We start from the raw sequence: 1697 nt of genomic DNA, 5'->3' as shown, positions 1-1697 counted from the left end.
CGATGCCGAAGGTCTGGCTGCCGACTTGCGTCACCACGATGAAGCCGTTCTCGGCATCGGCGGTCGACGCACCGTCGTCGATCTTGAGCAGCTTCTTCAGATGGATCAGCGGCAGCAGCTTGTTGCGCAGGCGCAGCACGGCGGTGTCCTTGATCCGCTCGATGCGGTGCTCGGAGTTGGCGCGGGCCCGCACCAGCTCGACCACGGACAATTGCGGAATCGCAAAACGGTCGCCGCCGGCTTCCACGATCAGGGCGGAGACGATCGCAAGCGTCAGCGGGATCTTGATGGTGACGGARGCGCCCTCGCCGGCCACGCTCTTGATGTCGATGGTGCCGCCGATCTGGTCGATATTGGTGCGYACCACGTCCATGCCGACGCCGCGGCCGGACACCGAGGTGACTTGCGCCGCGGTCGAGAAGCCCGGCGCGAAGATGAACTTGTGGATCTGGGCCTCGGTCATCTTCTCGAGTTCAGCCTCGGTGACGAGACCGTTCTGGAGCGCCTTGGCCTTGATCCGCTCGGTGTTGAGCCCGCGGCCATTGTCGGCGATGCAGATGATGATGTGGCCGCCCTCGTGATAGGCRGACAGGCGGATGGTGCCCTGCTCTCCCTTGCCGGCGGCGAGACGCTCGGCGGTGGTCTCCAGGCCGTGATCGGCGGAGTTGCGCACCATGTGCGTCAACGGATCCTTGATCAGGTCGAGCACCTGGCGGTCGAGCTCGGTGTCGGCGCCGTGCATCTCGAGCTCGATCTGCTTGCCGAGTTCGCCGGAGAGGTCGCGGACGATGCGCGGCAGCTTCTGCCAGGCATTGCCGATCGGCTGCATCCGCGTCTTCATGACGCCTTCCTGCAGCTCGGCGGTGACATTGGAGAGCCGCTGCAGCGGCACCTTGAACTCGGTGTCCTCGTTGCGGCGGGAGATCTCCAGCAGCTGGTTGCGGGTCAGCACCAGCTCGGAGACCATGGTCATGAGGTGTTCGAGGGTGTCGACGTTGACCCGGATCGACTGGTTGGCGATCTTGTCGCCTTCCTGGACATCCTCGGTGGCGACCTTGCGGGCCGGCTTCCTGGCAGCCTCCGTCGGCTCGGCGGCGGGGGCAGCAGGCGCGGCGGCGACGGGCTTGGCGACCGGCGTCGGTGCTGCGACTTCGATCTCGGTCTCGCGGAAGGCGCGCTCGAGCTCGTCGAGCGAGACCTCGCCCGGACGTAAGGGGCGCTCCAGCGTCTGCACCACCAGCGTGCCTTCGCTCATCGCCGCCTGCACCGGCGGCGCTTCGACCACAGGCACATCTTTTTCAGCAGCCGCCATCGCCGCCATGCCGTGCTCGACCATCGCYTCSAGCTGATCGATCAGGTCGCGGTCGTTGCCCTCGGGCTCGGCCTCGGTCGCCTCGAGCCCGCCGAGGATCTCCTTGATGCGGTCGATCGAGGACAGGATCAGCGTCACGGCTTCCGCCTTCACCGGCATGCCGTCGCGGAATTTGCCCATCAACGTCTCGCCGGCATGCGCCAGCGCTTCCAGCCGCGGCAGTCCGAGGAAGCCGCAGGTCCCCTTGATCGTGTGCACGAGCCGGAAAATGTTGTCCAGGATCTTCGCGTTGTTCGGATCCTGCTCGAATTGCACCAGCTGGTTGTCGACCGTATCCAGGCTCTCGCTGCTCTCCGTCAGGAACTCGCGCAACAGATCGTCCATG

At 65.8% G+C, this 1697-nt stretch carries 1 protein-coding gene; it reads right to left on the bottom strand.

What is annotated here, in order from left to right:
* On the bottom strand, positions 1-1696 hold a 1696-nt coding region (locus AKN83_RS37950), incomplete at its 3' end, for a chemotaxis protein CheA (protein ID WP_172803685.1).
* Position 1697: the final 1 nt, after the last annotated feature.

This window comes from Bradyrhizobium embrapense (assembly GCF_001189235.2).
Classification (GTDB): domain Bacteria; phylum Pseudomonadota; class Alphaproteobacteria; order Rhizobiales; family Xanthobacteraceae; genus Bradyrhizobium; species Bradyrhizobium embrapense.
The sequence above is the reverse complement of the archived record's forward strand: the minus strand, read 5'-3'. Positions and strand labels throughout refer to the sequence as shown.